Below are 21,955 nucleotides of genomic sequence, written 5' to 3'. Positions count from 1 at the left end.
TCCAGCAAAGTAAGGCTGTCCGAACAGCGCTTCGGCCGCCCTGCGCGAGCATCGCGCGGGCGGCCGAAGCAGGGGGAACTCCCAGGTCAGGTCAGGTTCTTGGCATTCTTGTCGGCGCTCTCGACGGCTTCGGGGGCTGCCTCCGCGTCCGCCTTTTCGTCCGCGGACTGGGACAGTTCGGCGGTCTCACCGGCCCCGGCGACCTTCTCGGACGGCGCGGGCTTCCCGGCGGCCTTCTCCGCCGAAGCGGCCTTGCCCGCCTTCTCGGCCTTCTCGGCCTTGCCCACCTTCTCGGCCTTCTCGGACGCCGCCGCCTTGTCGGACGGGCCCTGCGCCTCGCCCTCCTCGTCGGCCAGCGGGTCGATGCTCGCCGGGTCCTCCCGGCCGGGCCGCTTCTTGCCGACGACCACCAGGTAGACCACGGCACCGATGAACACCACGATCGACGTCCAGTCGTTCAGCCGCAGGCCGAAGTAGACGTGCGCCTCGTCGATCCGCAGCCACTCGGTCCAGAACCGGCCCACCGTGTACGCGGCCACGTACAGCGCGAAGGCCCGGCCGTGCCCCAGCTTGAAGCGGCGGTCGGCCCAGATCACCAGCAGCGCGACCCCGACGCACCAGATCGACTCGTACAGGAAGGTCGGGTGGTAGACGCCCTTGACGACCTCGCCGCCCGGCAGCGTCTTGTCGATCTCCAGGCCCCACGGCAGCGTGGTCGGCCGGCCGTACAGCTCCTGGTTGAAGTAGTTGCCCCAGCGGCCCATCGCCTGCGCGAGCGCGATGCCCGGCGCGATGGCGTCCGCGTACGCGGGCAGCGGCACGCCCCGCCGGCGGCAGCCGATCCAGGCCCCGACCGCGCCGAGCGCGACGGCGCCCCAGATGCCGAGGCCGCCCTCCCAGATCTTGAAGGCGTTCCAGGGGTTCTTGCCGGCCCCGAAGTACAGCTGGTGGTCGGTGATCACGTGGTACAGCCGGCCGCCGACCAGGCCGAAGGGCACAGCCCAGACGGCGATGTCGCCGACCGTGTGCTTGGCACCGCCCCGGGCGACCCAGCGCTTGCTGCCGAGCCAGACGGCCACGACGACACCGAGGATGATGCAGAAGGCGTAGGCGCGCAGCGGGATCGGTCCGAGGTACAGGACGCCCCGCGACGGGCTGGGAATGTAGGCGATATCCATGGCGGTTCCGACGCTACAGGGTCTGCGGCCCCTGCTGGGCACCCCCGGGGTCACAGATACCGAACAACGGGCACCGGGAACGGCGCCGCCGCCCCCTCCGGACGGGGAGGAGGCGGCGGCGGTCACCCGGCGGTGTGCGGGGCTCAGCCCGCGGTCGGCGACGGGTTGTTGGCCTCCGAGGCGGTGCTGGTGGGCGCCGGGGTCTGCCCGTTGGAGCCCGCGGTGCCCAGCTGCTTGCCCTGGTTGGCGGCGTCGACCCACTTCACCAGGTTCGCCGGGGTGATCTCCTCGGCACCGTTCTTGGGGTAGACCGGCTGGCCGTTGAGCAGCACGGTCGGGGTGGACTTGTAGCTGGACTTGTCGAAGTCCTGCTGCACGGACGACACCCATCCGCCGTACTTGTTGTCGTTGACGCAGGCCTGGAAGGCGGGCGTGTCGAGGCCGTCGACCTGCTTGGCGAGGTTGATCAGGACGGCCTTGTCGCCGAAGGCGTCGCTGGTCTCGTCCGGCTGGTTGCGGTACAGCACGTCGTGGAAGTCCCGGAAGTGCCCGGCGTCCTGGGCGCAGGCCAGCGCGTTGGCGCCGGCCTTGGAGCCCTTGCCCGGGACGGCCCGGTCGATGAACGACACGATGTGGTAGTTGGTGTAGATCTTGCCGGCGTCTTCCAGCTGGTCGACGGTCGAGGAGAACTCGCGCTCGAAGATCCCGCAGGCCGGGCAGCGCGGGTCCTCGTAGACGGTGAGGACGGCCGGGGCGTTGGCCGAGCCGGCCGGGATGACCAGGTTCTTGTCGCCGATCGTCCCGGCGGGGGCGGCGACCGGGGTCTCCGGCTTGGAGCGCTGGTTCTGCACCACGACGCCGGTGACCACGGCGGCGGCGATCACCACGAGCACCGCGCCGCCCACCAACAGCTTCTTCCTGCGCTTGGACGTGGCCTCGTCGGCCACCCGTTGCTCCAGCATCCGCTCGCGGGCGGTGCGCTTGCCTTCTCGGTTCTTCTCGCTCATTGCCTTGACATCCACAATCGGGAGGGCCTTCGTGGGGTGGGGTGGGGGTGCGGCGGGGGCCGGCCGGTCAGCTCGCCAGCCAGCCGTCCGCCGAGAACCTGGTGCGGGGCCGCCACAGCAGCCACCCGGCCAGCAGGAGGAACCCGGTGTCGCGCAGGATCTCCTGGAGGTACTCGGTCTGCGAGGCGTCGACGTGCCCGCCGCCGCCGAAGCAGCCGCAGTCGATCGAGATGCCGCGCGCCCAGGCGGCGGCGATCCCGGCGATGAAGGTGAGCAGCAGCAGCGCGGAGACGCCGGCGACGATCCGGACGCCGAGGCCGATCACCAGCAGCAGGGCGAGCGCCAGCTCCAGGAAGGGCAGGGCGTAGCCGACCGGCTTGACCAGGCCCTCGGGCAGGATCTCGTAGGCGCGGACGGCCTGGGCGGCCTCCGCCGGGTCGGCGATCTTGGCCAGGCCGGCCCAGCCCCAGACCACCGCGAGGCCGAGCCGGACGACGGTGCCCAGCCACGGACTCCAGGCCGACACCGGCCGCCGGGCGGGCGGCGCGGGCGCCGGGTCACCGGGCTGCGCTGCCGGGCCGGCCATCAGGGAACCCCCCTCGGGAAACTCGTTCACTTCCTGATGAACCGTAAGGGATGAAGGGCGGTTCCTCCATATTCAGGAATTAAGCCGGATGGGTGACATCTGGTGATGGTGTGTCCGAATTCGGCGAACGTCCGTTCAAGGGCGGGCGGCCGGGCGGAAGGCCGTGGTCGATCAGGTCCGCGCGGCTCTCAGGAGCGGCAGCCGGGCGGGCGCCCCGGGTCGAACAGGTCGGCGCGGCCCTCGTGGTGCGGGTGGGCGGCCCGCTCGGCGGCGTCCCAGCGGGCCGCCTCGGCGCAGGCGTACGCGTCCCGCACGGCCCGCTCGGCACCGCGCCTGGCCAGCGCCTGCCCCACCTCGGTGTGCGCGCCGACGGCGGCGCCGAGCGCCAGCGCGGCGGCGGCCGCCCGCAGCAGAACGGCCCGATGGAGACCCGGCACCGGCTCACTCCTTCGCTCGCTCGGCAACCCCCGTGCACCTCGTTCGTGCACTCGTCCCTCCACTCAACGCCGGTCAACCCCGGCTGATGCGTGTGCCCGTCGCTGTTCACCCGTTCGGGGCCGCGCGGGCGCCGCCACCCGGCGAGCCGGGCGCACGCAAACGCGACGGCCCGCCGCCCACGAAGGGCGACGGGCCGTCAGGTGGTACGGGGTCAGCGCCGGCGGACGCCCGCCGCCAGCTCGCCGGCCAGGGCGCGCACCGCGTCCAGCGCGGCCGCCTCGTCGTCACCGGCCTCCAGGATCCGCTTCACGAACGCGGAGCCCACGATCACACCGTCGGCGAAGCCCGCCACCTCCGCGGCCTGCGCGGGGGTGGAGACGCCGAGGCCGACGCAGACCGGCAGGTCGGTGGTGGCCCGGGTGCGGGCGACCAGGTCCTCGGCGAGCGAGCCGACCTGGGCGCGGGTGCCGGTCACGCCCATCACGGCGGCCGCGTAGACGAAGCCGCTGCCGGCCGCGGTGACCTCGGCCAGGCGCGGGTCCTTGCTGCTGGGGGCGACCACGAACACGGTGTCGAGCCCGTGCTCGTCCGCCGCCTTGCGCCACTCCTCGGACTCCTCCACCGGCAGGTCCGGCAGGATGCAGCCGGCGCCGCCCGCGGCGGCGAGGTCGGCGGCGAAGCGCGCGGTGCCGTAACGGTCGACCGGGTTCCAGTACGTCATCACCAGCACCGCCGCCTCGGGATGCGCGGTGGCGACCTCCTGGACGGTGCGCAGCACGTCCTTGATCCGCACGCCGCCGCGCAGCGCGATGTCGTCGGCGGTCTGGATGACGGCGCCGTCCAGGACCGGGTCGGAGTGCGGCAGGCCGACCTCGACGATGTCGCAGCCGCCCTCGATCAGGGCGTTGATCGCCCGGATGCCGCCGTCGACGGTCGGGAAGCCGCCCGGCAGGTAGCCGATCAGCGCGGCGCGGTCCTCGGCCTTGGCGGCCGCCAGGATGCCACTGAGCTTCGATGCCATGGTCACTTACCCCCGTGGGCCGCGTCGTGGGCCGAACCGCCGGCCGGCTCGTCGTACAGGCCGAAGTACTCGGCCGCGGTGTGCATGTCCTTGTCGCCGCGCCCGGAGAGCGAGACCAGGATGGTGGCCTCGGGCCCGAGCTCGCGGCCCAGCTCCAGGGCGCCGGCCAGCGCGTGGGCGCTCTCGATGGCCGGGATGATGCCCTCGGTGCGGGACAGCAGCCGCAGCGCCTGCATGGCGGCGTCGTCGGTGACGGGGCGGTACTCGGCCCGTCCGGTGTCCTTCAGCCAGGCGTGCTCCGGACCGACGCCCGGGTAGTCGAGGCCGGCGGAGATGGAGTGCGACTCGATGGTCTGGCCGTCCTCGTCCTGGAGGACGTAGGTGCGCGAGCCGTGCAGCACGCCGGGGTCGCCCTTGGTGAGGGTGGCGGCGTGCCTGGGGGTGTCGGCGCCCTCGCCGGCGGCCTCGCAGCCGATCAGGCGCACGCCGGCGTCGGGGATGAACTCGTGGAAGATGCCCATCGCGTTGGAGCCGCCGCCGACGCAGGCGACGACGGCGTCGGGCAGCCGCCCGGTGCGGTCGAGCACCTGCTGGCGGGCCTCGATGCCGATGACCCGGTGGAAGTCGCGGACCATCATCGGGAAGGGGTGCGGGCCGGCCACGGTGCCGAACAGGTAGTGGGTGGAGTCCACGTTGGCGACCCAGTCGCGGAACGCCTCGTTGATGGCGTCCTTGAGGGTGCGGCTGCCGGAGGTGACGGACACCACCTCGGCGCCGAGCATCCGCATCCGGGCGACGTTCAGCGCCTGGCGCTGGGTGTCGACCTCGCCCATGTAGATGGTGCAGTCGAAGCCGAACAGGGCGCAGGCGGTGGCGGTGGCCACGCCGTGCTGGCCGGCGCCGGTCTCGGCGATGATCCGGGTCTTGCCCATCCGCCGGGTGAGCAGGGCCTGGCCCAGCACGTTGTTGATCTTGTGCGAGCCGGTGTGGTTGAGGTCCTCGCGCTTGAGCAGGACGCGCGCGCCGCCCGCCTCGGCGGAGAAGCGGTGCACGTCGGTCAGCGGGCTCGGGCGGCCGGTGTAGTCCTTGAGCAGGCCGTCGAGTTCGGCGGCGAAGGCCGGATCGGTCTTGGCCTTCTCGTACTCCTCGGCGACCTGCTCGACCGCGGCGACCAGCGCCTCGGGGATGAAGCGGCCGCCGTAGGCACCGAAGTAGCCTCGGGCGTCCGGCACCTGGGCGCCGGGCAGGTAGTCCTTCGCGGACTTGTCGGACATGGTGGAGTCCTTTGGGAGATGACGACAGGGACGTCTCGTGGCTGGGCTCAGCCGGATGTCCGTCGCCATCGGCGGCCCGGCACCTGCCCGGGCTCGCAGCCGATCACGTAGCGCACCCGCCGCCCCAGCACCCGGCGTGCGGGCGCGCGGCAGCCGCGCGGGCGGCAACCGGGGGCGAGGCGGGTGGCGATCTTCATGTCGGCGGGTCAGTCCTTGTGCCGGACGGCGGGGTGGGCGCCGGCCGCGACCAGGTCGGCGACCGCGGCACGCGGGTCCTTGCCGGTCACCAGGGACTCGCCGACCAGGACGGCGTCGGCGCCCAGGTTGGCGTAGGAGATCACGTCCAGCGGGCCGCGCACGCCGGACTCGGCGATCTTGACGACGCTGTCCGGGATGGCGTGGACGACGTTGCCGAAGGTGTTGCGGTCCACCTCAAGGGTCTTGAGGTTGCGGGCGTTGACGCCGATGATCCGCGCCCCGGCGTCCACCGCGCGCTTGATCTCCTCCTCGTCGTGCACCTCGACCAGCGGGGTGAGGCCGATCGACTCGGCCCGCTCGATCAGCGACACCAGGGCCGACTGGTCGAGGGCGGCGACGATCAGCAGCGCGAGGTCGGCGCCGTGCGCGCGGGCCTCCCACAGCTGGTAGGCGGTGACGATGAAGTCCTTGCGCAGCAGCGGGGTGTCCACCGCCGCGCGGACGGCGTCCAGGTCGGCCAGCGAGCCGCCGAAGCGGCGCTGCTCGGTGAGCACGCTGATCGCGGCGGCGCCACCGGCCGCGTAGTCGCTCGCCAGGGCGGCCGGGTCGGCGATCGCGGCCAGGGCGCCCTTGGACGGGCTGGAGCGCTTCACCTCGCAGATCACCCGGACCCCGTCGCCCTTGAGCGCGGCGACGCCGTCCTTGGCCTCCGGGGCCTTGGCGGCGAGTTCCTTGAGCTGGTCCAGGGAGACCCGGGCCTGCCGTTCGGCGAGGTCCTCGCGGACCCCCTCGATGATCGTGTCGAGCACACTCATGCGCACACCTCGCTTCGCTCAGCAGGCGCTGCGCGCAACACGCACCTGTCAATGGTTCGCTCGCTCACGCGAAGTGCCCCCAACATTTCTGTTCGTTCGCCGGCGACGAGCCGTCCGGGCGGTGGCCCGGCGGCACTTCGATGGTATCGGCACCCGGGGGCGCGGGGCGCATCCGCCCGGTGTGCGTCTCGCGTGCCGGACGCCCCCCTGGGCGGCTCCCAACTGCGGTTTCACCGGTTCCCCGGCGGTGCCCGAACGCGCGGTGCGGACCAAGTGGACCGATGTACGGGCCCCGGTGTGGACCGGTGCGCGAGCCTGCGCGGCTCGCTACCCGTCGGCGTGGGCGATCAAACCAGCAGGGGCGCCAGCCCCGCCCCGACGGGCAGGTTGCGCACCACCGTGAACACCAGCAGCAGCAGGAGGATCAGCACCCAGCGCCGGGCCCCGACCGGGGGCCTGGGCCGCGGCCCGGCGCCGGTCAACGCGGCCCAGGCCCAGCGCAGCCACAGCAGCGCCAGGACGCCGAACAGCAGGACGGCCGCGGCGTTGTCGTGCAGCGCGCCGGTGAAGTCCCCGTGGGCCAGCGCGTGGACGCAGCGCAGCCCCCCGCAACCGGGGCACCACCAGCCGGTGGCGGCCAGGAAGGGGCAGTCGGGGTAGTGCCCGGGGGTGTTCGGGTCCACCGCGGCGACGTAGACGGCGGGGACGGCCACCGCCGCCAGCGCGGCCAGCGGCGGGCCGAGCCGGCGCAGGACGGGCGGCAGGGCGGAGGTGGTGGAGGCGGAGGTCACGCCCCGATTCTGCCCGTGCCGGGCCCGGACAGAACGAAACGGCGGGCGTGGCGCGCCCGCCGTTCGGTACTGCTACAAGTCGGTACAGCTACCAGTCGGTACCGCTACCAGTCGGTACCGCTGCGAGGAGTCCGTCGTCAGGCGGCGACGGCGGCCCGGGCCGCGTGCTGCTCCTCGTGCGAGGTGTACACGTTGGTGCTCGGCTGCTGGCCCATGCCCGCCATCGACATGGCCTTGCCGACCACGCCGCCGGCCAGGATGACCGCGATGCCGGCCCAGACCAGCATCACCGACGGGAGGATCATCGCGACCCCCGCGATCCCGAAACCGATGAACGTGATGGTCACGCCGGTCCAGGCGGCGGTGGTGTGACCGTGTGCTGCTGCTGCCATCTGAGTGGTGCTCCTAGCCTCTCGGGGCCCGGCCGGGCCTGCGGGGCCGCCGGCGGGTTGACGGGTTCCATTGTGCCGGGCCACACACCGGCGGCCCAAAGCGGGTGGCGGGTCTATCGCGTCACACCGCCGCCGGGGCCCGTTGAGGGCTGCTGAGGCCTACTGGGGCCCGCTGAGGCCGAAGCCCGGGCCCGCTCGGGCCCGGCACTCAATACCGGCGCTCAGACCGCGGTCGGGTCCTCGCCCCGGTCCAGCGCCTTCCACAGGTCGGCCGGGGTCTCGCTCTTCGCCGGGGCCTTGCGGGTGGGCGCCTCGTAGCGGCTGCCCATGGCCGGCCAGCTCCGGCCGTAGCGGAGGGTGAGCAGCCCGGCGACGGCCAGCAGCAGCCCGCCGGCCAGCGCCACCCAGGGCCAGCCGGTGTGGCCGACCTCGGTGGCCGCCGACCCGGACAGCGCCAGCTTGCGGGCCGCCTCGGCGTCCAGCGCGGCGGTGTCCCCGGCGCCCGCGGCCGAGGCGGCGGCCGCGCCGAGGCCCGCCAGCAGGGTCAGCGCGCCGACCGCGAGCCGGCCCGCGCCGCGCACCGCGAACACCGCGACGGCCGCCGCGAGCCCCACCAGGGCCAGCCCGCCCGGGAGTTCGGAGATCGCGCCGCCGGAGACGGACACCGCCAGGGTGCCGGCCCGGCCCTCGGCCCAGACCCGGCCGACGGCGGTCAGCACCAGCACGGCGCTCAGCACGGTCAGCAGGAGCATCACGCCGAGCGTCCGGCGGCCCGACGCGGGGGCCGGCGGGGCGGGTACGGGGGTCTGGTCAGGTGCGCTCACCCGTCCACTATCCCCCGCCCGGCGTCCGGCCCCGCACCCGGGGTGGGCGGCCCGGCCGGGAACTCGTCCGTCCGCAGCACCAGCGTCCGCCCGGCGAGCGGCAGGAACAGGTCGTTGCCGAACGGCACCCGCTCCGCCTCCCGGTACCCGCCGTCGGCGGACGGCGCGGTGTGCACGGTGCAGGCCGCCGCCGCCGGATCGACCACCACGTACAGCGGGATCCCGCTGCGCGCGTACGCCAGCGCCGCCTCGGCGAGGTGCGGCCGGGCCACCTCCAGGACGGCCTCGACGTCGCCCCCGGCGTACCGGCCCCGGCCGTCGGGCTCCGCCCCCGGGGCGGTCACCGTCAGGTCGGGGATCGGGGCGGGGGCGTCGGTCACGGCGCCGGACAGCACCCGGCCGTGCCCGCCCAGCTGGTCCTCGATCTGGGCGGCCGCATCGAGCACGACCACCCGCCGCAGTTCGTCGGGCGACACCTCGGACATCCCGGCCGCCTCCCTCGACGACTCACGGCTTACAGCTCACGACTGTCGACTCACGACAGTTCCGGCGTCCGCAGCGTATTGGCGGTGGCGACGGCCCGCAGCACGGCGGCCGCCTTGTTGCGGCACTCGGTGTCCTCCCCGTGCGGGTCGGAGTCCGCGACCACGCCCGCGCCGGCCTGCACGAAGGCGGTGCCGTCGCGCAGCACGGCGGTGCGGATCGCGATCGCGGTGTCGGAGTCCCCGGCGAAGTCCAGGTAGCCGACGCAGCCGCCGTACAGGCCGCGGCGGGTGGGCTCCAGCTCCTCGATGATCCGCATCGCGCGGGGCTTGGGCGCGCCGGACAGGGTGCCGGCCGGGAAGCAGGCGGTCAGCACGTCGAAGGCGGTCCGCCCGGGCGCCACCCGGCCGGTGACGGTGGAGACGATGTGCATCACGTGGCTGTAACGCTCGATGTGCATGAAGTCGACCACCTCCACGCTGCCCGGCTCGCAGACCCGGCCGAGGTCGTTGCGGCCCAGGTCGACCAGCATCAGGTGCTCGGCCCGCTCCTTGGGGTCGGCGAGCAGTTCGGCGGCCAGCGCCGCGTCCTCGTGCGGGGTGGCGCCGCGGTGTCTCGTCCCGGCGATCGGGTGCACCATCGCCTCGCCGCCGGTCACCTTGACCAGCGCCTCCGGGCTGGAACCGACCACGTCGAAGCCGCCCTCGGCGGTGCCGTCCGGCCCCGGGAAGCGGAACAGGTACATGTACGGGCTGGGGTTGGTGGTGCGCAGCACGCGGTAGACGTCCAGCGCCGAGGCCGGGCAGGGCGCCTCGAAGCGCTGCGAGGGGACGACCTGGAAGGCCTCGCCGGCCCGGATCCGCTCCTTCACCACCTCCACCGCCGCCCGGTACGGCGCGCCGCCGAACGGGGAGCGGGCCTCGCCCGGCCCGGCCGGGGTGAAGGTGGCCAGGCCCGGGTCGACCGGCTTGAGCAGGTCGGCCTCCATGGCGTCCAGCCGGGCCACCGCGTCCGCGTAGGCCTCGTCCACGCCGCTGGCCAGGTCGTTGTGGTTGACGGCGTTGGCGATCAGCAGCACCGTGCCGTCGACGTGGTCGAGCACGGCGAGGTCGGTGGCGAGCATCATGGTCAGCTCGGGCAGCCGCAGGTCGTCCGGGTTGAGGTCGGGCAGCTTCTCCAGCCGGCGGACGACGTCGTAGCCCAGGTAGCCGACCAGGCCACCGGTGAGCGGCGGCAGGCCGTCGTCGTCGCGGCGCGGGGTGTGCAGCGCCTCCAGCGCGGCGCGCAGCACCTGCAAGGGGTCGCCGCCGGTCGGGATGCCGACCGGCGGGGTGCCCAGCCAGCGGGCCTCGCCGTCCTCCCCGACGGTGAGGACGGCGGCGCTGCGGACGCCGACGAAGGAGTAGCGCGACCAGCTGCGGCCCTGCTCGGCGGACTCCAGCAGGAAGGTGCCGGGCCGCTCCTCGGCGAGGCTGCGGTACAGGCCGATCGGGGTGAGACCGTCCGCGAGGAGCCTGCGGGTGACCGGGATGACCCGGGTGTCGACGGCGAGCTTGCGGAAGGCTTCGAGATCCATGGCGAGCGGCACCTTCTGGAGATCCGGTAGGAGGAGCAGGAGGAGGGGTCAGGCAAGCGGGAGCACGTCGGCGTCGAAGCAGGTGCGGTCGCCGGTGTGACAGGCGGCACCGGTCTGGTCGACCTTCACCAGCAGGGTGTCGCCGTCGCAGTCCAGCGCCACCGACTTGACCGCCTGGGCGTGGCCGGAGGTGTCGCCCTTCACCCAGTACTCGCGGCGGCTGCGGCTCCAGTAGGTGCAGCGGCCGGTGGTGAGCGTGCGGTGCAGCGCCTCGTCGTCCATCCAGCCCAGCATCAGCACCTCGCCGGTGTCGTACTGCTGCGCGATCGCCGGGAGCAGGCCGTCCTCGGTGCGCTTGAGGCGCGCGGCGATCTCGGGGGCCAGGGCGGTGGTGCCAGGGGTGGCGGGTGTGGTGGACATGGGGCCATTGTTGCAGTCCGGCCCGCAGCCCCGGCGCGGCCTGCGCCCTGCGCCGTGCGCCTTGTGCGGTGGGCCCTACCCCGTGGGCCCTACGCGGTGCGCGCACAACCGCCGGGCCGGATCCGTGCGGCCGGGGAGCCTATCCCGCCCCACCCCGAACCTCGCCGTAAAGGGGCGATTTCGGCCAACCGCCTGCCGGGCGGGCCCCGCGTGGGCCATCCTCATGGCCATGACCTCCGAGCAGCAGCCGCCCGCAGCCGCCGACCCCCGCCCGTCCCGGGGCCTGGTCCTCGCCGTCGTGGCCGTCCTGGCCGTGCTGCTCGCGGTGGTGGCCACCGTCCTGCTCTGGCCGGAGGAGCGCAAGCCCGCCGCCGCGCCACCCCCGCCCACCCCCACGGCCACCCCGACCCCGACACCCACCCCCACACCGACACCCACCCCGACCAAGTCCCCGCCCTACGCCTTCTTCCCGGTCGGCGCCTGCTTCGACCACCCGCAGCTCAGCCCGGTGATCACCAAGGCCGAGGAGCGCCCCTGCACCGGCGAGCACGACGGCCAGGTGATCGCCGACCTGAAACTGGCCGACGGCCTGACCGGCGAGATCCCGATCTCGCTCGCCATGCGCGAGGGCTGCAAGGAGGCCGAGGCCGCCGCCAAGGCCCGCCAGAACGACGGGAAGACGTACTACGGCCGCCAGTTCGGCCCCGCCCAGGCCAACTACCAGCAGGGCTGGCGGGACTACACCTGCACCCTGACGGCCTCCAACAAGCAGGGCGGCCCCAAGCTCACCGGCAACCTGCACTGACAGCCTCTATCGTGGCGCCATGTCGAACCACGCCCTCGCCGAACGCCACCGCCTCGCCGCACTCCTGGCCGCCGCCGGGCCGGACGCCCCCACCCTCTGCGCCGGGTGGACCACCCGCGACCTCGCCGCCCACCTGGTGATCCGGGAACGCCGCGCCGACGCGGCGGCCGGCATCCGGGTCGGCGCCCTCGCCGACTGGACCCACCGGGTGCAGTCCGCGTACGCCGAGCGCCCGTACGAGGAACTGCTGAAGCTCTTCCGCTCCGGCCCGCCGGTGTTCTCCCTGTTCGCCCTGCCCGGCGCCGACGAGGCCGCGAACACCGTCGAGTACTACGTGCACGCCGAGGACGTCCTGCGGGCCGCCGACGACTGGACGCCCTCCCCGGTGCCCGCCGGCCGCGCCGAAGCCCTGTGGCGCCGACTGCCACTGCTGGCCCGCATGGAAGCCGGCCGCCGCTCCCCCGTCCGCCTGACCCTGCGCCGCCCCGACGGCCAGTCCCTCACCGTCGGCCCCGCCGGCTCCCCCACCGTCCAACTCACCGGCGAACCAGGCGACCTGGTCCTCTTCACCTACGGCCGCGGCACCCACACCACCCTCACCGCAGACGGCTCCCCCGACGCCCTCGAAGCCCTCCGCCACGTCCTCCCCCTGCCGTAAGCCGCGTTGCCCCTCCACAGACGAGAAGGGGCAACACATCATGAACGAAGCCAGGGAAATATCAATTCGGGTTTCGCCCCTCGGCATGCCGAGGGGCGAAACCCGAAGAAAGGCACCTGGCCACTGGTCAAACGCGGCATCGGCAACCTCGCCGTCGCCAACATCGACCACCTGGCCAAAGCCGTCAACCAACCTCGCCTGCTACCAGAGCACACGCGCACGGCGCTCACTGTTGAACCCAAGACCATGCCGATAGATCTCCGGTACCCAGTAGCGTCCGTCTGAACCCTTGCTGAAGACCCCGGAATCGAGAAGCAGGTCCGCCTCCGCAACAGTCAGCTCGACCTGCTCGAGTTCGAACGGAACAAGGACAGAGTGGCCGAGCCCCTGCATGTGCACCAACAATCGACCAATTTCCTTGTCCTCCTCCCCCACTGAAGCAATCTTGTTCTTGCTGCATTCGAGCAAGGCCTTACGCATTGCAGTGGGGACGAGCACGCGATCGTCCACCGTGTCGTTGTACTGCTCCGAGTTCTTGGCGGCAGTTGCAAGAAACATGACCACGTCTCGCGCCTGCACCTGGCCATTGAAGTCCCCGAGTGCTGCAGGGACCCATAGGTGAGAGCGCGCCTCGCGAGATCTCGCACTGCCCATCTTCCAACCCCACACCTGGATGAGACTGTCAATCAGCTCGCCCTCCGAGAGATCAGTGATCCCGGGGAGTGGAACGGGTTCAGGTAGTGCTTCGGCATGTGCAGCCACCCAGAGCGCAAGACGCAGCGCCTCTTCTTTACTCCAATGCAAGGCGTAGTGATCGTACCTGCCGAGGAGTTGTGCACTGTTCTGCCGAACCGCTCCGGTAACAAGGTCACGCCGGACGAAGACCACGAGCCCGAAGGGCCGGCCGCGTAGCGATCGAAGCCATCCCAGAACATCGATCAGCAGAACCCTCAGTGCAGTGCGCTTCGCATCGCTGTCCAGGTTCTGCAGAAGGTCCTCGAGGCCGTCGATCACGAAGACCGCCTTAGCCCGTCGGCCGAGATCGATCAATGCCTCTTCCGGAGTCCGCCGTTCGGAGGCCTCCAGTCCGCAGGCCATTGCCATGCATTCCAACCACAGACTTCGCCAACCGAGTTCGTCCTGACCACCGAGCCTGCCCAGACCAGCCTTCACTTTGTCCGAGATACTCGATGCGATGACATCCCGCCGTGGCACGTCCCCGTGCACCGACGCGAAAGCATCACGCAAGTCCTGTGGCTCGAGATCCCTGTGCTCCAGGTTCGCTGACTCCAGAACAGGAACAATGGGCGCTTCAACCGTGACACCACCGATCCCGGACTGCGCCGCAAACGTCTGCCATGTCCGCGCCGCACATGCCTTCGCGTACATGAATGTCTTACCAGCTCCCTTCGCCCCCACCACTAGAGCCTGTGGCAGCTCGGTCCGATGGTCAGCGAGCAGGCGACGGAGAGGTTCCGTTACGAGAAAGCCACCAGCCGAAGAGAGTCCGCTCTGCTCCGCGTAGACGAGGTTCTCGGCGGTCCGGGCGAGGTTGCGCCGCAGTTGACCGTATTCCACCGCCACCCCGGGCATAGGTCCACCAGCAGTGCGGGGTCCGGGCGTCGGAAGGAGAGACTCGAGTCCGTCGGCGACTCCACACGACGAAATCACGTCCAGTACCGCGTCCCAGGAAGAAGGAAGGGCGAGGAGCTCCTCCTTGAAGGGGCTTAGTACCGGCTGGGCAAGCAGCGCCGCATCAACGGATTCCGTGCCGTCTCCGCCAGTCCCCGCTGGTCCACGGAGCGCACTTCCGAGAGCCGCCGAAAGCATGCTGCGCGCAGCATCGGCCTGAACCGTGTGAGTGTCCATCCGGTATTGGGTGACAATGACCGACGTTGCAGGGTCAGTACCCTGCACAGTAGGCGCCTTTCCGCCAAGCTGTCGCACCATCAACTCTGTTCCTGCGAGAGATTGATGACTCAGCGTAGTTACGAAGACGCGCTGCACCCTAGGGTCAAGGAGCACCGGTGCAGAGAGTTCGGAGGCGCCGGCTCTGAGGTCGACGACGACCGTGTCTGCTCCGAGCCGTGCTCCCAGGGCCGCCAGAGCCTCCGTGACGAAGTATGCCGACCGCCCAGGGGAAAGAAGGTCCGCTGGCTCGATCCGGGGCGGGGCCAACGTCACGCGACGGCTCGACGGCATAACAGTGACACTCCCGCCACTCGCGTAGTGGCCAGCCTGCTGATTGGGCAGGTAAGCGGCTGCGATGTCGACCGCCGCCTTAGAGTCGTTGTTCTCCCCACCCTGGAGAAGAGTGATGAAGTCCTCGTAGGTGAAGTCGCACTGCCCGCCCTGTTCCTTATGCATCCAGGTGATGCCAGGAGCTTCCAGGTCGGCGTCGATCAACAGGACCTTCCCGCCGCTTCGTGCCAGCCTGTCGGCGACTGCCACGGCGTGTACCGTACGCCCGACCCCTCCCTTGAAGGAGTGGAATGCCATGATCTGCACATCGTCAGCAAATGTTGGCAAATCAGGCCGCTGAAGAGGTTCTGCCAACTGGCGGGTAATGTGCTTCTCCCGAAGCAACGGGACGCGCTTCCTCGCCGCACCAAGTTGTTCAACGTCGACGCTGAGCTCGACCCGCAGTCCGGTGAACTTGGTGGTCCGAGGATCGTCAAGGCCGAGCAATAGGTCGCCGTCAGCCCACCCCGCCGATCCGGTACCGAACGCTTCGTCCAGCCAGCGTTTCACTGTTTCTGGATCGACGCTGGTCCTGGTGACCAGTTCCAGACAGTCCCACCAGCCGTCTGCGGCGACGAGCCAGTCTGGCCACTCCCCTGCCAAAGCCAGCCTGGTCAAATGCTCATCCACATCGACCCAGCTGAAGAGGTGGCCAGGAGGCATGATTCCGCTGTCCATGATTTCCAGCTTTCCAGGTTCTGTCACGAATCCGCCCCCTAGTCCTGTTCGCACCATGAGATGAGCTCGTCCAGCAGGTCACGGGCCTTCTTCTCGTCCTCGACATGCAGTTTCACACCATAACGCCAGGCCTGGTGCAGATCGGCTAGGGCCACGTTCACTCCGGGCTGTCCAACAGCGCGACAGTTCTTCATCCCCTTTAGAGCAGCACCCAGACGCTGCGGCAGACCTAGATCCTTCGCCAACTTCCAGAGATCGTGTGTCGGCTCGAGATACGAAGTGTCCCGAAGGCCCCGACGCGCCAGCACCCTCTCCTTGAGCGCGCACTCCGCCGCATAGAAGAGAAGGAGGCAGGAGGTGACCGTATCCCCATCGTCCGCTACCTTGCTCGCGCTGTCCCGCAACTGCATCCGCCGTCTACGGAGCGCCGCCACCCCGACGTGAAGCACCATGCCACACATCATCGCACCGGAGCTGTTGGCCAGACACCGATGTGATCAAACATCTGAAAGAGACTCACCTGCTCATCGACTGTGGAGCTGCAGCCGATGAGCAGGATACCCAGCTGATCGACCAGATCCGCTGTGCATAGCCAGCCTGGCTGCTATGCATGGCGGGAAACGGGTCGCCGCTGCACTCGCCGCCGGCGCGTCGACCTCACCACCAGTCGGCGTCTCCGTGGTGGCGGCGTCGGGTTCGCATGCGAGGTCGGAGGAGCGCGAGGCGAGGAGCCGGTGGGCAACGAGAGCGGGGACCTTCAGGGTGAGGGTACATCGGCCCCAGTTGGCGGCGGTGAGGCAGGTGACGAACACGCCCATGGTCCAGTCGTCGAGGTCACGGAGGAACCCTCACTCGTACCGGTGCGACGGGTCCTCAACGACCTCCGTCAGGTGCACGGTCACCAGGCGCTTCGGCGCGGGATCTGCCCCCTTCGCCACAGCCAGTACCCGGTCCTCCCAGGAGGCGACCAACTCGTCCGCGGCGGACCGAGCCTGGGCGTAGCCCTTGCAGTTGGGACGCATCCCGTGCGTGAAGTGGTAGGAGATGTAGGTGCGCTCGCTCGGCGGGCCCCAGCCGCCCGCCGCCTCGTCCTGCCACTCCCGCCACAGAGTCTTCAGACTCCTCGTGATCTCCTCATGCGAGCCGACCGCCGTGAACGCGGAGTCACCGGAAGGCAGTTCCGGCTCCTCCAGAAGTGCCGCGGCCGCAGCTGCCGGGAGTCCTTCCGGATCGAGGTCGTCGACCGAGCGGGCGGGCACGCCCAGGACGTAGGCCTCCATGATGACCGTGTAAAGGGCCTGGTCGATGCGGCTCCGGCGTTCCAGCAGGCTGGGGAAGAAGCTGCCGGTGCGGACTTTGGGGATGGCCAGTTCCAGGTCGCCGGCCTGCGTAATCAGGGTCTTGTCGCGGTGGCCGTTGCGCCAGGTGGTACGGGTGTCGGTGCGCTTACCGGGTTCGGCCCCGATCCGGGCGGTCGCCTCGGCCTCGATCAGCTCCTACAGGAGCCGCTGGGCCAGGGCCCTGATCAACTCGATTCCGTCCGCCGTACGCAGTGACTCCATGAGGCGGAGTAGGTCAGACCGGGACAGGGCCATCGCGCACCTCTCAATCAACGAGCGTGCCTACTCGGAGAGTTGCGCGATGGATCCTTCATGACCAGGGGTTACACCAAGATCCCTGCAACACCACTCGGCGGGACTCCATCATGTTGTGATGCGCGGTAGGCAGCTCTTCCCACGAGCGGTCAATCCCGAGTGGCGCTCCATCAACGTCAAGTTCGTGCATGGGCTCCCGTTTTCGCCCATGGGCGCTCATCGCGGGCGGTCCCAAAGAACTCCCCAAGTGGTCCCCAGGATTCTGGACCGGCTCCAGTCACGGCAAGTAACGGCAATCTGGTGCACCTTCAGCAGGCACCGTCGGCGGCTCGCAGCAGCCCGCTACGCGTTGCTGCTGACCGTCCGGGTCGCTGGGCGCAGATCAAGGTCACCTACCTACTAGCTACGGATTGTGATCTTCCGGGCTATGTGTCGTCTTGAGCGTGTCAAATCCCGGTCGGCCTCGCTGTGCTTCGCGCCCAGCCCCATGCGCTCTCGGTCAGGGCCGCATCCTCACCGGCCAGAGCGAACGCTCAAACGGCGGATGCCCTCGCTGCGGTGCCGTCGGACTCCGGGCTGGAGCTGGGAGCCTGTGAGCCGTGACCACCACCCGCCTTCACTGGGCAGACCTGCCCGGCTCCGTGCACCGGGCCGTCACTGCCCGCCTCGGGACGCCGGTCCTTGCCGCGCAGACCGTCTCGGCCGGTTTCAACTCCGAGATCGCCGCCAGACTCACCACCGCCGGGGGCGCCGTCTTCGTCAAGGGGATGCGACTGAGTCACCCACGCGTGTGGACGCAGCGGCGTGAGGCGGAGATCAACCGCTACGTGGAAGGCCTCGCCCCCACCGTCCTCTGGCACCTCGACGTCGACGGCTGGAGCCTCGTCGCGTTCGAGCACGTCGAAGCCCGCCACGCCGACTACCGGGACACCGGGGACTTGGAGCTGACGGTCGACGCCCTCAGCCGGCTCGGCCGCACCCCGTGTCCCCCGATCGAGCTGCGCCGTGCCGAGCAGCGATGGGCCGCCTACGTGGACGACCCCGGGGTACTACGCCAGTTCGGCGGCAACCACCTGCTGCACACAGACCTGAACAACGAGAACGTCCTGATCCGCGAAGACCATGCACTTCTCGTCGACTGGGCGTGGGCCACCCGGGGAGCGTCCTGGATCGACCCGGCCCTGTGGGTGGTCTGGTTGATCGCTGCGGGCGGCCACGGCCCGGCTGCGGCGGAAGCGTGGGCCGCCAGGGTCCCGGCCTGGCAGACCGGCGGTCCGACCGTGGTGGACGCCTTCGCGCAGGCTCAGGCCCGGATGTGGGCCGAGATCGCCGGAGACGATCCGGACCCGTGGACTGCCGGGCTGAACCGGGCGGCTCAGCAGTGGGCCCGTTTCCGCGGGCGCAGCTGAGGTCTCCGGCCGCTCCCCGGCTGCGGATGTCAGTGGGCGGGTGCAGACTCGCAGAGGGCCGGGGAGGGTGCGTGCGCGCGCCCGATTGGGTCCCGGCCTGGTCACGTCTTCCGTCGAAGGGGCACCACGTCATGCTCACCACCGACTTTCCGGCCGGCGCGCCCTGCTGGATCGACCTCGGCAGCCCGGACATCCCCGCCACGGCCGAGTTCTACGGCAAGGTCTTCGGCTGGACGTTCCGGTCCGGCGGCCCGGAGGCGGGCGGCTACGGCTTCTTCCAACTGGGCGACAGGACGGTCGGCGCCGTCGGCCCGCTCGACGAAGGTGACCAGCCGACCTGGACGACGTACTTCCGTACGGCCGACGTGAACGCCACCGCGCAGGCCGCCGAGCAGGCCGGCGGTTCGGTCCTGGTCCCGCCGATGGACGTCATGGGCGAGGGGTGGTTCGCCCAGTTCGCCGACCCGCAGGGGGCCAGGTTCGCGGTCTGGCAGCCGGGCGCGACCACCGGTCTGGACGTGGTGTCGGAGGACGGCGCGCTGGTCTGGTCCGAGCTGCACACTTCGGACCAGGGCGCCGGGTTCGGCTTCTACCAGGCGCTGTTCGGCTGGCGGGTGGAGAAGTTCGAGCCGGCTCCGGGCATGGACTACCGGGTGATCTCGACTTCGGAGGGCGACCAGCAGGCCACGGCCTTCGGCGGCATCGCCCCGACGATGCAGCCGGGTCAGCCCTCCGCCTGGACGCCGTACTTCGCCGCCGACGACGTGGACGCGGTGATCGCGAAGGCGACGGCGGCCGGCGGCTCGGTGCTGATGCCCGCCGAGAGCGTGCCGAACGTCGGCCGGCTGGCCTGGCTGGCGGACCCGCACGGCACGCCGTTCGCGCTGATCAAGGGCGAGCCCCGCGAACAGTCCTGAGCACGCGAGAGGGCCCGCTGCGCCGGTGCGCGGCGGGCCCTCAAGCCGTACGGCCGGTCACCGCACCGGGTGCCCGGCCTCCCGCAGCGCGTCCTTGACCTGCCCGATCCGCAGGTCCCCGAAGTGGAAGACGCTCGCGGCGAGCACCGCGTCCGCACCCGCCTCGACGGCCGGCGCGAAGTCGGCGAGCTTGCCGGCGCCGCCGGAGGCGATGACGGGCACGGAGACGGTCTTGCGGACGGCCCGGATCATCTCCAGGTCGTACCCGTCCTTGGTGCCGTCGGCGTCCATCGAGTTGAGCAGGATCTCGCCGGCGCCGAGTTCGGCCGCGCGCCCGGCCCATTCGACGGCGTCGAGGCCGGTGCCCTTGCGCCCGCCGTGGGTGGTGACCTCGTAGCCGGACGCGGTCTCGGTGCCGGGGGGGCAGCGCCGGGCGTCGACGGACAGCACCAGGACCTGCCGCCCGAAGCGCTGGGCGATCTCGCGGACCAGTTCCGGCCGGGCGATGGCGGCGGTGTTGACGCCGACCTTGTCGGCGCCGGCCCGCAGCAGCTTGTCGACGTCCTCGACGGCGCGGATGCCGCCGCCGACGGTGAGCGGGATGAAGACCTGTTCGGCGGTGCGGCGGACCACGTCGTAGGTGGTTTCCCGGTCGCCGGAGGAGGCGGTGATGTCGAGGAAGGTCAACTCGTCGGCGCCCTCGGCGTCGTAGAGCTTGGCCATCTCGACCGGGTCGCCGGCGTCGCGCAGGTTCTGGAAGTTGACGCCCTTGACCACCCGCCCGGCGTCGACGTCCAGGCAGGGGATGACACGTACGGCGAGGGTCACGGCTGATTGCCTTCCAGGGTCTTTGCCAGCCCGGCACGATAGGCGTCGAGCTCGATCTCGACCATCATCCGGGAGTCGATCAGCCCGTCGACCACCACCATGGTGGCCACCGGGCGGGCGGCGTCGAAGAGTTGGTGGTGGGCGCGGCCCACCTCGTCGGCGTCGCGGACGTGGGTGATGTACATCCGGGTGCGGACCACGTCGTCCGCCGTCAGACCGTACGCGGCGAGGGCGTTGAGCCCGACGCCGAACGCGGCGAGGGTCTGCCGGTAGGGGTCTCCCTCGTGCTCGATCCGGCCGTCCACCCAGGCGGTGGAGCCGGCCACGTGCACGTGGTCTCCCGCGGCGACCGCCCGCGAGTAGCCGAACTGGTCCTCCCAGGGGGAGAATCCGCCGACCCTGCCACGCACGATCCGACGTTCCGTCATCCTGAAACCGCCTCCAGGGCCTCTTCGAGGGTGAACTTCTGCTCGTAGAGTGCCTTGCCCACGATGGCGCCCTCGACACCCTCACCGACCAGGCCGGCGATGGCGCGCAGGTCGTCGAGCGAGGAGACGCCGCCGGAGGCGACGACGGGGCGGTCGGTGGCGGCGCAGACGTCGCGCAGCAGCTGCAGGTTGGGGCCGGTCAGGGTGCCGTCCCGGTTGACGTCGGTGACGACGTAGCGGGCGCAGCCCTCCTGGTTGAGCCGCTCCAGCACCTCGAAGAGCTGACCGCCGTCGCGGGTCCAGCCGCGGCCGCGCAGGGTGGTGCCGACGACGTCCAGGCCGACGGCGATCTTGTCGCCGTGCTCGGCGATGGCCTTGGCGACCCACTCGGGGGCTTCCAGGGCGGCGGTGCCGAGGTTGACCCGGGTGCAGCCGGTGGCGAGCGCGTTGGCGAGCGACTCGTCGTCTCGGATGCCGCCGGACAGCTCGACCTTGATGTCGAGGCGGCCGGTGACCTCGCGCAGCAGCTCGTAGTTGGTGCCGGTGCCGAAGGCGGCGTCGAGGTCGACCAGGTGCAGCCACTCGGCGCCGGCGTTCTGCCAGGCGAGGGCGGCGGCGAGGGGTTCGCCGAAGGAGGTCTCGGTGCCGGACGCGCCCTTGACCAGGCGGACGGCCTGGCCGTCCCGGACGTCGACGGCGGGAAGCAGTTCGAGGCGGCTCATAGTCACAACTCTTCCAAGCTCAGAGGGTGTTGACCCAGTTGGTCAGGAGGGCGGCGCCGGCGTCGCCGGACTTCTCGGGGTGGAACTGGGTGGCCCAGAGCGGGCCGTTCTCGATGGCGGCGACGAAGGGCTGCCCGTGGGTGGCCCAGGTGACGAGCGGGGCGTGGATCCGTGCGCTGTGGGTCTCCAGCTCCCAGTGCCGCACACCGTAGGAGTGCACGAAGTAGAAGCGGCTCTGCGGGTCGAGGCCGGCGAACATCCGGCTGCCCTCGGGCACGTCGACGGTGTTCCAGCCCATGTGCGGGATGACGGGGGCGTCCAGCGGCTCGACGACGCCGGGCCACTCGTCGCAGCCGGCCGTCTCCACGCCGTGCTCGACCCCCTTCTCGAAGAGGATCTGCATGCCGACGCAGATGCCCATGACGGGGCGGCCTCCGGCGAGCCGGCGGCCGATGATCCAGTCGCCCCGGACGGACTTCAGGCCGCGCATGCAGGCCTCGAAGGCGCCGACGCCGGGGACGAGCAGGCCGTCCGCGTTCATCGCGGTGTCGTAGTCGGAGGTGACGGTGACGTCCGCCCCGGTCCGTTCGAGCGCGCGCTGCGCGGAGCGGAGGTTGCCCGACCCGTAGTCGAGGACGACGACGTTCTTGCCCATGTTCAGGTGTCCAGTC

At 71.0% G+C, this 21,955-nt stretch carries 25 protein-coding genes and 1 pseudogene; 4 read left to right on the top strand and 22 right to left on the bottom strand.

Annotation, left to right across the window (positions count from 1 at the left end):
* Nucleotides 1-86: 86 nt before the first annotated feature.
* From lgt to hisI, 14 genes are all read right to left on the bottom strand, one after another.
* Complete coding sequence (gene lgt, locus AB0R04_RS05985) at nt 87-1,178, bottom strand: prolipoprotein diacylglyceryl transferase (RefSeq protein ID WP_363368548.1); 1,092 nt, start codon at nt 1,176-1,178, stop codon at nt 87-89.
* Nucleotides 1,179-1,321: 143 nt separating this feature from the next.
* On the bottom strand, nt 1,322-2,185 hold the full coding sequence (locus tag AB0R04_RS05980; protein ID WP_363368546.1) for a thioredoxin domain-containing protein: 864 nt from the start codon (nt 2,183-2,185) through the stop codon (nt 1,322-1,324).
* A 67-nt stretch (nt 2,186-2,252) separates the two neighbouring features.
* On the bottom strand, nt 2,253-2,771 hold the full coding sequence (locus AB0R04_RS05975) for a MauE/DoxX family redox-associated membrane protein (RefSeq protein WP_363368544.1): 519 nt from the start codon (nt 2,769-2,771) through the stop codon (nt 2,253-2,255).
* Nucleotides 2,772-2,959: 188 nt separating this feature from the next.
* Nucleotides 2,960-3,208, bottom strand: a complete 249-nt coding sequence (locus AB0R04_RS05970; RefSeq protein WP_063347164.1) for a hypothetical protein — start codon at nt 3,206-3,208, stop codon at nt 2,960-2,962.
* A gap of 212 nt (nt 3,209-3,420) precedes the next feature.
* Nucleotides 3,421-4,230 (bottom strand): tryptophan synthase subunit alpha, encoded by an 810-nt coding sequence (trpA, locus tag AB0R04_RS05965; RefSeq protein ID WP_063347165.1) that lies wholly within the window; start codon nt 4,228-4,230, stop codon nt 3,421-3,423.
* Between the two features lie 2 nt (nt 4,231-4,232).
* The gene (trpB, locus tag AB0R04_RS05960; RefSeq protein ID WP_363368541.1) at nt 4,233-5,504 is read right to left on the bottom strand and encodes a tryptophan synthase subunit beta; all 1,272 of its coding nucleotides are present in this window, start codon (nt 5,502-5,504) and stop codon (nt 4,233-4,235) included.
* 47 nt (nt 5,505-5,551) lie between these two features.
* Nucleotides 5,552-5,701, bottom strand: a complete 150-nt coding sequence (locus AB0R04_RS05955; protein ID WP_167745855.1) for a hypothetical protein — start codon at nt 5,699-5,701, stop codon at nt 5,552-5,554.
* Between the two features lie 9 nt (nt 5,702-5,710).
* Nucleotides 5,711-6,517, bottom strand: coding sequence for an indole-3-glycerol phosphate synthase TrpC (trpC, locus tag AB0R04_RS05950; protein WP_063347167.1), 807 nt, complete (start codon nt 6,515-6,517; stop codon nt 5,711-5,713).
* Between the two features lie 347 nt (nt 6,518-6,864).
* Entirely contained in the window at nt 6,865-7,308 is a 444-nt protein-coding gene (locus tag AB0R04_RS05945) for a DUF2752 domain-containing protein (RefSeq protein WP_063347168.1), read from the bottom strand.
* Between the two features lie 137 nt (nt 7,309-7,445).
* Nucleotides 7,446-7,700 (bottom strand): HGxxPAAW family protein, encoded by a 255-nt coding sequence (locus AB0R04_RS05940; protein WP_363368538.1) that lies wholly within the window; start codon nt 7,698-7,700, stop codon nt 7,446-7,448.
* A 221-nt stretch (nt 7,701-7,921) separates the two neighbouring features.
* Nucleotides 7,922-8,524 (bottom strand): TIGR02234 family membrane protein, encoded by a 603-nt coding sequence (locus AB0R04_RS05935; RefSeq protein ID WP_363368536.1) that lies wholly within the window; start codon nt 8,522-8,524, stop codon nt 7,922-7,924.
* Nucleotides 8,521-9,009, bottom strand: a complete 489-nt coding sequence (locus tag AB0R04_RS05930) for a Uma2 family endonuclease (RefSeq protein ID WP_363368534.1) — start codon at nt 9,007-9,009, stop codon at nt 8,521-8,523. Before AB0R04_RS05930 ends, AB0R04_RS05935 begins: the two co-directional genes overlap by 4 nt.
* Before the next feature lie 50 nt (nt 9,010-9,059).
* Nucleotides 9,060-10,583: an anthranilate synthase component I gene (locus AB0R04_RS05925; protein ID WP_063351042.1), complete on the bottom strand. Its 1,524-nt coding sequence runs from the start codon at nt 10,581-10,583 to the stop codon at nt 9,060-9,062.
* Between the two features lie 48 nt (nt 10,584-10,631).
* On the bottom strand, nt 10,632-11,003 hold the full coding sequence (hisI, locus tag AB0R04_RS05920; RefSeq protein WP_063347172.1) for a phosphoribosyl-AMP cyclohydrolase: 372 nt from the start codon (nt 11,001-11,003) through the stop codon (nt 10,632-10,634).
* Between the two features lie 229 nt (nt 11,004-11,232).
* Here hisI and AB0R04_RS05915 point away from each other — a divergent pair, with 229 nt between their 5' ends.
* Nucleotides 11,233-11,808 (top strand): hypothetical protein, encoded by a 576-nt coding sequence (locus AB0R04_RS05915; protein ID WP_363368532.1) that lies wholly within the window; start codon nt 11,233-11,235, stop codon nt 11,806-11,808.
* A gap of 19 nt (nt 11,809-11,827) precedes the next feature.
* Nucleotides 11,828-12,466: a TIGR03085 family metal-binding protein gene (locus AB0R04_RS05910; RefSeq protein ID WP_363368530.1), complete on the top strand. Its 639-nt coding sequence runs from the start codon at nt 11,828-11,830 to the stop codon at nt 12,464-12,466.
* A 201-nt stretch (nt 12,467-12,667) separates the two neighbouring features.
* Here the strand turns inward: AB0R04_RS05910 and AB0R04_RS05905 are convergent, their stop codons facing one another.
* From AB0R04_RS05905 to AB0R04_RS05890, 4 genes and pseudogenes are all read right to left on the bottom strand, one after another.
* Nucleotides 12,668-15,385, bottom strand: a complete 2,718-nt coding sequence (locus AB0R04_RS05905) for an AAA family ATPase (protein ID WP_363368528.1) — start codon at nt 15,383-15,385, stop codon at nt 12,668-12,670.
* 38 nt (nt 15,386-15,423) lie between these two features.
* Nucleotides 15,424-15,837 (bottom strand): hypothetical protein, encoded by a 414-nt coding sequence (locus AB0R04_RS05900; RefSeq protein ID WP_363368526.1) that lies wholly within the window; start codon nt 15,835-15,837, stop codon nt 15,424-15,426.
* Between the two features lie 396 nt (nt 15,838-16,233).
* Complete coding sequence (locus AB0R04_RS05895; RefSeq protein ID WP_363368524.1) at nt 16,234-16,665, bottom strand: hypothetical protein; 432 nt, start codon at nt 16,663-16,665, stop codon at nt 16,234-16,236.
* A 12-nt stretch (nt 16,666-16,677) separates the two neighbouring features.
* Nucleotides 16,678-16,851 (bottom strand): annotated as a pseudogene (locus AB0R04_RS05890) (transposase); the annotation flags it as partial.
* Nucleotides 16,852-17,579: 728 nt separating this feature from the next.
* Here AB0R04_RS05890 and AB0R04_RS05885 point away from each other — a divergent pair.
* A complete protein-coding gene (locus AB0R04_RS05885) occupies nt 17,580-18,389 on the top strand; it encodes an aminoglycoside phosphotransferase (RefSeq protein WP_363368522.1) in 810 nt (269 codons plus the stop codon).
* Nucleotides 18,390-18,520: 131 nt separating this feature from the next.
* Entirely contained in the window at nt 18,521-19,306 is a 786-nt protein-coding gene (locus AB0R04_RS05880) for a VOC family protein (protein WP_363368520.1), read from the top strand.
* A gap of 57 nt (nt 19,307-19,363) precedes the next feature.
* On the opposite strand, the gene hisF is transcribed toward AB0R04_RS05880, so the two are convergent.
* Genes hisF through hisH form a run of 4 tightly spaced genes read right to left on the bottom strand, consistent with a single transcriptional unit; the run spans nt 19,364 to nt 21,939 of the window.
* Complete coding sequence (gene hisF / locus AB0R04_RS05875) at nt 19,364-20,134, bottom strand: imidazole glycerol phosphate synthase subunit HisF (protein WP_063347178.1); 771 nt, start codon at nt 20,132-20,134, stop codon at nt 19,364-19,366.
* Nucleotides 20,131-20,562 carry a RidA family protein gene (locus AB0R04_RS05870; RefSeq protein WP_363368518.1) on the bottom strand — a complete coding sequence of 144 codons (432 nt, stop codon included), beginning with the start codon at nt 20,560-20,562 and terminating at the stop codon, nt 20,131-20,133. The genes hisF and AB0R04_RS05870 overlap by 4 nt, the downstream gene beginning before the upstream one ends.
* Nucleotides 20,559-21,284 (bottom strand): bifunctional 1-(5-phosphoribosyl)-5-((5-phosphoribosylamino)methylideneamino)imidazole-4-carboxamide isomerase/phosphoribosylanthranilate isomerase PriA, encoded by a 726-nt coding sequence (gene priA / locus AB0R04_RS05865; RefSeq protein ID WP_363368516.1) that lies wholly within the window; start codon nt 21,282-21,284, stop codon nt 20,559-20,561. Before priA ends, AB0R04_RS05870 begins: the two co-directional genes overlap by 4 nt.
* Before the next feature lie 19 nt (nt 21,285-21,303).
* Nucleotides 21,304-21,939, bottom strand: a complete 636-nt coding sequence (hisH, locus tag AB0R04_RS05860) for an imidazole glycerol phosphate synthase subunit HisH (RefSeq protein ID WP_063347181.1) — start codon at nt 21,937-21,939, stop codon at nt 21,304-21,306.
* Nucleotides 21,940-21,955 lie beyond the last annotated feature (16 nt).

Source organism: Kitasatospora sp. NPDC056731, from assembly GCF_040687675.1.
GTDB lineage: Bacteria > Actinomycetota > Actinomycetes > Streptomycetales > Streptomycetaceae > Kitasatospora.
The sequence above is the reverse complement of the archived record's forward strand: the minus strand, read 5'-3'. Positions and strand labels throughout refer to the sequence as shown.